At 61.4% G+C, this 7,637-nt stretch carries 7 protein-coding genes and 1 other RNA gene; 2 read left to right on the forward strand and 6 right to left on the reverse strand.

Going from position 1 to position 7,637, the window contains the following annotated elements; translation table 11 throughout:
* From G3O01_RS42145 to trxA, 6 genes are all read right to left on the reverse strand, one after another.
* On the reverse strand, nucleotides 1–1,758 hold the full coding sequence (locus G3O01_RS42145; protein ID WP_205813407.1) for a glycosyltransferase family 39 protein: 1,758 nt from the start codon (nucleotides 1,756–1,758) through the stop codon (nucleotides 1–3).
* A gap of 287 nt (nucleotides 1,759–2,045) precedes the next feature.
* Complete coding sequence (locus G3O01_RS42150) at nucleotides 2,046–2,309, reverse strand: type B 50S ribosomal protein L31 (protein WP_205813408.1); 264 nt, start codon at nucleotides 2,307–2,309, stop codon at nucleotides 2,046–2,048.
* Between the two features lie 169 nt (nucleotides 2,310–2,478).
* Complete coding sequence (locus tag G3O01_RS42155; protein ID WP_205813409.1) at nucleotides 2,479–3,315, reverse strand: M90 family metallopeptidase; 837 nt, start codon at nucleotides 3,313–3,315, stop codon at nucleotides 2,479–2,481.
* Nucleotides 3,316–3,357: 42 nt separating this feature from the next.
* Nucleotides 3,358–3,858, reverse strand: coding sequence for a MerR family transcriptional regulator (locus G3O01_RS42160; RefSeq protein WP_205813410.1), 501 nt, complete (start codon nucleotides 3,856–3,858; stop codon nucleotides 3,358–3,360).
* 149 nt (nucleotides 3,859–4,007) lie between these two features.
* On the reverse strand, nucleotides 4,008–5,270 hold the full coding sequence (gene rho, locus G3O01_RS42165) for a transcription termination factor Rho (protein WP_012400357.1): 1,263 nt from the start codon (nucleotides 5,268–5,270) through the stop codon (nucleotides 4,008–4,010).
* Nucleotides 5,271–5,557: 287 nt separating this feature from the next.
* Entirely contained in the window at nucleotides 5,558–5,884 is a 327-nt protein-coding gene (gene trxA / locus G3O01_RS42170) for a thioredoxin TrxA (protein WP_007586494.1), read from the reverse strand.
* Between the two features lie 433 nt (nucleotides 5,885–6,317).
* On the opposite strand from trxA, the gene ffs reads away from it, so the two are divergent.
* Both ffs and dnaX read left to right on the forward strand, forming a co-directional pair.
* An RNA gene (ffs, locus tag G3O01_RS42175) (signal recognition particle sRNA small type) lies at nucleotides 6,318–6,416 on the forward strand.
* A gap of 192 nt (nucleotides 6,417–6,608) precedes the next feature.
* Nucleotides 6,609–7,637: DNA polymerase III subunit gamma/tau (dnaX, locus tag G3O01_RS42180; protein ID WP_205813411.1), on the forward strand; the 1,029-nt coding region annotated here is incomplete at its 3' end.

A 7,637-nucleotide genomic window follows, 5' to 3' on the forward strand; every position in this document is an offset into this window, starting at 1 on the left:
TCAGTCGCTTTTCTTCGGACGCCACGGGCGGCGCTTGACGGGCGGCTGCGGCCGGTCGATGCGCACGTACAGGCGGAAGCGCTCGTCACGGTCGGCGACGCGGCGGCCTTCCCAGACCAGCTTCCAGACGAAGTTCGACATCGCGCTGGGTTCGCCGAAGTCCTGCGTGTCCTGGCGCAGGATCACGTCGCAGTCTTCATTGAACGAAAAGTGCATGTCGCCGAAATAGGCGAAAGTCGCGATCTGCGCATCGCCCAGACGCACGGGCGAGATGCAGTTGTAGTCGGACGGCAGATGCGCGGCGATCTGCTCGGCCACGTCTTTATACGTCCGGCTGTAGTTGACGACGGGCAACCACAGCGTCATCAGCAGGACCCACATCAGCGTCGTACCCGCGCTCGACAGCACGACGCTGCGCCACAGCACCTTCGGATGCCGCGCGACGCGCCATTGCACCAGCGCGAACCAGCACACGGTCACGGCGACCGCGCACACGAACGAGAGGATCTTGAACTGCGGCGTGAACCCGGGCGCAAGACGCGACAGGTTGCGCGCCAGCTGATGCGGATAACCCGTCATGCCCGCGAGCCACACCAGCCACACAAACGTGCCGAGCACGGTGAAGCTGAGCACCGCGAACCAGTCGATCGCGTTGATCGCGCCGCGCTTGAGCGTCGGCAGCGCGAACGCGGCGATCACGGCGAGCGCGGGTGTCAGCAGGATAAACAGGCGGTTCGAGCCGTGGCTTTGCAACACGACGAGAATCAGCAGCGGGGCGATCACCGACAACGGAATCGCGATGTGCGGCGCGCGCCGCAGCCCGGCCCAGCTGAACCACGCCCAGATCGCGAGCGGCCATGCGGGCCACGCGTAGAGCGACAGGTTCTTCAGCGCGTAAAGCAGGGTCGAGCCGTACGGGCCGGCGAACGCCTGCAGACTGCCGCGCATCCATTGATGGAGGAACCAGACGGCATCGTCGGGATAAAGCGCGATGGCCGTGAGCGGCCAGACCACCGACAGCGCCAGCGCGACGGGCAGACCGGCCAGCATCAGCGTGCGCCAGTGCGTCTCATGCACGATCACCATCATCGCGAAGGTGCCGATCAGCAGCGCGCCGACCAGCACAGGACTGCTCGTCAGCGTAACGAGGCCGACCGCGGCACCCCAGATCAGCGCACCCTGAACAGGCCGGTCGAGCATCCGGACAAGGCCGTAGACGAGCATCGCGATGCAGACGAACTGCGCGATCTGCGGCGTGGTTTCGTGGCCGCGCTCGGCAAGGCCGAACGTGGCGAGCAGGATCAGCAGCGCGCCGTCGCCCAGCGTGCGGCCGAAGTCGCGCGGTTCAGGCTCGCCGCCGAACGCGTATTTGAACGGCTGCACTTCGGCCCGGCGACCAAGCAGATAGGCTGCGTACCAGACGAACGCGCAGGCCGCGCAGAACAGCAGACCGGTGAACACGCGTGACGCATTGCTCGCATCGACGAGCGGATCGAGCACACGGATCGCGCTTGCGCCGAGCCAGTAGCCGAGCGGTGCGTCCGACGTTATGTATTTGCCGACCAGATTCGGCAGCAGCCAGTCGTGCAACGAGCCGTTGGCCATCGTCCACATGACGCCGAAGCCGGCCGCATCCTCGTTTTTCCACGGATCGCGCCCGAACAGGCCGAACGACGCATACACGACGCAGATGGTGAGCAGCAGCCAGCGCGGCAGCGCGCTGGTAGCGGAGGCGGTGAGGCGAACGACAGATCTCATGCGGTGTTCGTGTGGGGCTGCGCGCGGGGCAGCCGTGAGTTATTGGTGGAGCGCAGGAGGCGTCTCGGATTCAGGCATGCGGCATTGTAGACGGGTGGCGCGCTGTGCGTCACACCTGGCCTTACGGGCGATTGCATGAACGGAGAAGCAGGGCACACGGGTCTGGCGGTTTTTGACGTGGACCAGGCGGCGTTTCCACAAACCTTTCAGCGACAAAAAAGGGCAGCGTAAGCTGCCCTTTTTGCATCGTAACGGCCCGGACGGGAGTCGGGGCCTGCACGAAAATATTACTTGCCGGCCTTGCCCGAAGCGCGGGCGCCGAACTTCTTGTTGAACTTCTCGACGCGGCCTGCCGTGTCCATGATCTTTTGCTGGCCGGTGTAGAACGGGTGCGATTCCGACGAGACTTCGATCTTCGCCAGCGGGTATTCCTTGCCTTCGAACGTGCCCGTTTCACGCGTCTGGATGGTCGAGCGCGTCACGAACTTGAAGTCGATCGACATATCGACGAACAGGACTTCGCGGTAATTCGGGTGAATGCCTTCTTTCATGGTCTTTCCTTTAATCTGGCGGTAGCCAACCCGGGAGCCGGAGAATTCCGCAACCGCGAGCCACTTGCCTAAGGTCGAAAAACGGCGATTATGCCAGAAAATCAGACCTTTGACGATGGTTGCGGAGGTTTTTTCGCATGGTGGCGACAGGCTGTACGCCCGTGAAGTGTCACGCTCCCGTGCCTTCGAGCGCGCCCGTGCGCGCCGGATCCTGCCTGTAATAGCGCGCGAGCAGCCGGTATAGCTCCGGATATTCCGCCTCGAACTCACGCGGCTTCACAAACAGCGCCTCGCTGCATACGGCAAAAAATTCCGACGGATGGTCGGTTGCATACGGATCGATCAGCGATTCGCGCTCGAAGCGCGCCCAGCGACGCTCCGTCACAGCGTCCACTTTTGCGCAGAACTGGTCGTAGGCGTGATCGAAGACGTCGGCCCATTGCGCGGCATCCAGCGGCGCATGCAGCTTGCGAAAAAGCGGCGGGTGCCCGTCCGCTTCGCCCGTCACCATGTCGATCTTGTGCGCGAACTCGTGAATCACGACGTTGTAGGCGTCAGTGCCATCCGTCATCTGCGCGTCTTCCCACGACAGGATCACCGGGCCGCCTTCCCACGCTTCACCGCTCGCGTCGTGCTCGACTTCGTGCACGACGCCGTCTTCGTCTTCGACCGTCTTGCGGATCACGAACTCGCCCGGATAGACGATCACTCCGACCCAGCCGCGATACAGCTCCAGCCCGAGATTGAGCACGGGCAGGCAGGCCTGCACAGCGATCGCGACGGTGATCTGATCGGTCAGTTCGAGATCGTGTGCCGTCGAAAACTCTTTTTGCGCGATGAACAGGCTCGTCATGTCGCGCAGGCGCAGCAGATCGGCGGGTGCGAGATGCGACAGGAACGGCAGGCCGTTGAGCGTCGCTTGCCAGAGCGCGTCGTCGATTGCGTGCGTACGCAGCGCGCGATCGCGGCGGCGCGTGCCGAGCCAGCTTGTGAGTTTCGAAAACATCGCGTAGTTGTCTTCGTTGAAGTGATCGATGTCGTGCGGCTTTCAGGCTTTGGCGCTCTTGCTGCGTTTGATCGCAGCCGCCGCACGCCGTTTCTGGATCAGCTCGTCGGCGCTTTCGCCGGCGAGACGCCGCTGCACGTAGTCCAGATCGCCGCTCAGTTCGGCTTTCAGTTTCTGCGCTTCCTTCAGCTCGCGCTGCACGGATTCGATCCGCGCATCGAGCGATTCGACCTGTTGCGCGAGCCCATCGCGAATCTGCTGCAGCGATTCCGTCGAATAGCCGCGCCGTCCGCTCTCCGTGTCTTCGAGCGGCCGCTTCAGCATTTCGGTGATACCCGCGAGCGAAAATCCGAGCGCCCGTAGACGCAGGATGCGCGAAAAACGTTCGATGTCGCGCTCGTCGTACAGACGATAACGGCCTTCGCTGCGGCTGGGCGTGACGAGGCCGCGTTCCTCGTAGTACTTGAGGGTGCGCGGTGTGACGTTCAGACGTTCGGCGGCGTCGCGTACGGTGAGCAGAGTGGGAGAGTCGGCGGTCGGCATGGTGATGCTTCACTGGTCGGCGTGAAGCATTATAGAGAAACGTGTCCGCGCGCATCGATGCGCGGGCAGATGTCGAAAGGGAGCAGGGCGCGAAATGAAAAACGCCTGCGCGAAGGCAGGCGTTTTGCGAATCCAGGTGCGAAGCGAGCTTAGCCGCCGCGACGCATCATGTCGAAGAACTCGGCGTTGTTCTTCGTCTGGCGGATCTTGTCGAGCAGGAATTCCATGGCTTCGACTTCGTCCATGTCGTGGATGAACTTGCGCAGCACCCAGATCTTTTGCAGGATCTCGGGCTTGATCAGCAATTCTTCACGACGCGTGCCGGACTTGTTCAGGTTGATCGACGGGTAGACGCGCTTTTCCGCGAGACGGCGCTCGAGGTGCACTTCCATATTGCCCGTGCCCTTGAACTCTTCGTAGATCACGTCGTCCATGCGGCTGCCCGTTTCGATCAGCGCCGTGCCGATGATGGTCAGCGAACCGCCTTCCTCGATGTTACGTGCCGCGCCGAAGAAGCGCTTCGGACGTTGCAGTGCGTTGGCGTCGACACCGCCCGTCAGCACCTTGCCCGATGCAGGCACAACCGTGTTGTACGCACGCGCGAGACGCGTGATCGAGTCGAGCAGAATGACCACGTCGTTCTTCATTTCGACGAGGCGCTTGGCCTTTTCGATCACCATTTCGGCGACCTGGACGTGACGCGCGGCCGGTTCGTCGAAGGTCGACGCGATGACTTCGCCCGCTACCGAGCGCTGCATTTCCGTCACTTCTTCAGGACGCTCGTCGATCAGCAGCACGAACAGGATGACGTCCGGATGGTTCTGCTTGATCGCATGCGCGATGTGCTGAAGCATCACGGTCTTACCGGACTTCGGCGACGCGACGAGCAGGCCGCGCTGGCCTTTGCCGATGGGCGCGATCATGTCGATGATGCGGCCCGTGACGTTTTCTTCGCCACGCATCTCACGTTCGAGCAGCAGCACCTTGTTCGGGTGCAACGGCGTCAGATTCTCGAACATGATCTTGTGCTTCGAGGCTTCCGGCGGCTGGCCGTTGACCTTGTCGACCTTCACCAGCGCGAAGTAGCGCTCGCCGTCTTTCGGCGTGCGGACTTCACCTTCGATGGTGTCGCCCGTATGCAGGTTGAAGCGGCGGATCTGCGACGGCGAGATATAGATGTCGTCCGTGCTTGCGAGATACGAGGTTTCCGGCGAGCGCAGGAAGCCGAAGCCGTCGGGCAGCACTTCGAGCGTGCCGTCACCGAAGATCGTTTCGCCCGTTTTGGCGCGTTTTTTTAGAATGGCGAACATCAACTCCTGCTTGCGCAGGCGGTTCGCACTTTCGATCTCGAGACCATTGGCCATCTCGATCAATTGGGACACGTGCAGAGTCTTAAGCTCGGATAAATGCATACGGAGAACCCGCAGAGAAGGTGCGACCTGAAATGAAATCTGGGAGGAGAAGTGAGCGGAACCGCTCAAGGACTTACTCGTCTTGTCGACGTTTTATAGATTCTAGCATAGCACACGCCAAAACCAGCCTGCGCGGCCGGTTCTTTAATGGCGCATGATTCTTGTTGTCATTGTTGTCCAGCGACAACAAGAATCATGCGGCTCGCTTCATGCACGACCTTGCTTCATGGCCGATGCATTGCGCGAGCCTGACAGCGCGCATCTACTGCGCGCGTGCCGTGTACTGATTACAGATTGCCGTCGAGGAACGCGGTGAGTTGCGACTTCGACAATGCGCCGACCTTCTGGGCAGCCACTGCGCCGTTCTTGAAGAGGATCAGCGTGGGGATGCCGCGCACGCCGAACTTGACGGGCGTGGACTGGTGTTCGTCGACATTGATCTTGGCGATCTGCAGGCGATCAGCGTAGTCCTTCGCGACTTCGTCGAGGATCGGCGCGATCATCTTGCACGGGCCACACCATTCTGCCCAGAAATCGAGCAGCACGGGTTTGTCGGATTTGACGACGTCCTGTTCAAACGACGCGTCGCTAATATGCTTGATGTGTTCGCTCATTTGTGTGAATACCTCTTTCGGTTCGAGGCCTGCTTTAATTGCCCGCCACGATACAACAGAATCAGAAAACTTTCCGTTCGTTTTGCCACAGGACAAACCATGTAACGCACCGCGGGAAGTATCGTGGGGACACACTCGAGAGGGCGGACTGGCTTGGCTTTGCGGATCACTTGAACGTCAGTTTAGCCTAAATTGCTATGCGTTGCCCGTCGTGATAGTACGCATACCGACGGTAGGGTTTCATGCCGCGCCTTGCCCGAATCATGTCGCGCATGGCGACTCGTGCAAAGCGCAGCGGCGCCCTCGTGACACGACATATGTGGAGTCCCCGTGCACGAACACAAGAGGGCAGCGACGAACTTTCCGCGATCTTTCTTCAGCTTTTGCCGAGAGCCTCTCGCATGGCGCAGCGAGCAGTGTTAGAATACGACGTGACGGGCCTCCTCGCATGGAGGGGCGGTCAACCTGGTCAGGTCGGGAACGAAGCAGCCACAGCCGTTTTCCGCCAGTGCCGAGGGTCGGGCTCGTCACCTTCCTTTTTCTCATCTGTCTTACTTCCCACCGTATTCCCCTTCGTCTGCGTCGTTCGAAACGCGGCACGTCCTATCGCGATCGTAGCGAAAATCAATGAAGCGTCAGAGCGCTGTCACGCCTTGTCTGTGTGGGCTGTCGAGCGCGTTATCGATTCGTCTTTTCGCGTCGGTCTTGCTGATACAATTTCCGGATGACCTATCAAGTTCTCGCACGCAAATGGCGGCCGAAGGATTTCGCTTCGCTCGTCGGACAGGAGCACGTGGTGCGCGCGCTCACGCACGCGCTCGATGGTGGCCGTCTGCACCACGCCTATCTGTTTACCGGCACGCGGGGCGTCGGCAAGACGACGCTCTCGCGGATCTTCGCGAAGGCGCTCAACTGTGAGACGGGCGTCACGTCCACGCCGTGCGGCGTGTGCCGTGCGTGTCGCGAGATCGATGAAGGCCGTTTCGTCGATTACGTCGAGATGGACGCGGCGAGCAACCGCGGTGTCGACGAAATGGCGGCGTTGCTGGAACGCGCGGTGTACGCGCCCGTCGATGCGCGCTTCAAGGTGTACATGATCGACGAAGTGCACATGCTGACGAACCACGCGTTCAATGCGATGTTGAAGACGCTGGAAGAGCCGCCGCCGCACGTCAAGTTCATCCTCGCTACGACCGATCCGCAGAAGATTCCCGTCACGGTGCTGTCGCGCTGTCTTCAGTTCAACCTGAAGCAGATGCCGGCAGGGCATATCGTGTCGCATCTCGAGCGCATTCTCGGCGAAGAAAATATTCCGCATGAAGCGCAGGCGCTGCGTTTGCTCGCGCGCGCCGCGGACGGCTCGATGCGTGACGCGCTGTCGCTGACCGATCAGGCGATCGCGTATTCGGCCAACCAGGTCACCGAGGAAGCCGTGCGCGGCATGCTCGGCGCGCTCGATCAAAGCTATCTGATCCGTCTGCTCGACGCGCTGGTTGCTGGCGACGGCGCGGCTGTGCTGTCGGTCGCCGACGAGATGGCGTTGCGCAGCCTGTCCTTCTCGACCGCATTGCAGGATCTCGCGAGCCTGCTGCACAAGATCGCGTGGGCGCAGTTCTCGCCGTCGTCCGTGCTGGAAGAATGGCCGGAAGCTGGCGATTTGCGTCGTTTCGCGGAGTCGATGAGCCCGGAGCAGGTGCAACTGTTCTATCAGATCGCGACGATCGGTCGAAGCGAACTGGGCCTCGCGCCCGAT

The sequence above is a fragment of the Burkholderia sp. Ac-20365 genome, assembly GCF_017104715.1.
Taxonomy (GTDB): Bacteria; Pseudomonadota; Gammaproteobacteria; order Burkholderiales; family Burkholderiaceae; genus Paraburkholderia.

Bases quoted from the DNA above. Each gene is read 5' to 3' on its own strand.
- G3O01_RS42150 (WP_205813408.1), bottom strand. From the start codon at position 2,309: ATGAAAGAAGGCATTCACCCGAATTACCGCGAAGTCCTGTTCGTCGAT.
- trxA (WP_007586494.1), bottom strand. From the start codon at position 5,884: ATGAGCGAACACATCAAGCATATTAGCGACGCGTCGTTTGAACAGGAC.
- G3O01_RS42160 (WP_205813410.1), bottom strand. From the start codon at position 3,858: ATGCCGACCGCCGACTCTCCCACTCTGCTCACCGTACGCGACGCCGCC.
- G3O01_RS42155 (WP_205813409.1), bottom strand. From the start codon at position 3,315: ATGTTTTCGAAACTCACAAGCTGGCTCGGCACGCGCCGCCGCGATCGC.
- rho (WP_012400357.1), bottom strand. From the start codon at position 5,270: ATGCATTTATCCGAGCTTAAGACTCTGCACGTGTCCCAATTGATCGAG.
- G3O01_RS42145 (WP_205813407.1), bottom strand. From the start codon at position 1,758: ATGAGATCTGTCGTTCGCCTCACCGCCTCCGCTACCAGCGCGCTGCCG.